At 62.1% G+C, this 224-nt stretch carries 1 protein-coding gene; it reads right to left on the minus strand.

The features are described 5' to 3' along the window. The coding region (locus tag PA598K_RS35425) for an FAD-dependent oxidoreductase (RefSeq protein ID WP_128661326.1) at positions 1–224 on the minus strand (224 nt) is incomplete at both ends.

Here is a 224-nt window from a genome sequence, read left to right on the forward strand (position 1 = left end):
CGAGCGGCCGGACGGCAGATGGCGGATCGCCATCTCGTCCTTGCTCGTCGCCATATGGATGTCGATGAAGTAGCTGTTGCGAGCGATATCGTCGTCGAAGCCGCGCATCGACAGGAAGTCGTCCTGCACCAGCGTATAATCGCCCTCGATCCGCCGTGTCTCGCGGATGCCGATCTGCTCGCCTGTCGCCGCCACATGGGCATTCTCGAAGCCGGGCACATACT

This window comes from Paenibacillus sp. 598K, from assembly GCF_003851045.1.
Taxonomy (GTDB): Bacteria; Bacillota; Bacilli; order Paenibacillales; family Paenibacillaceae; genus Paenibacillus_D.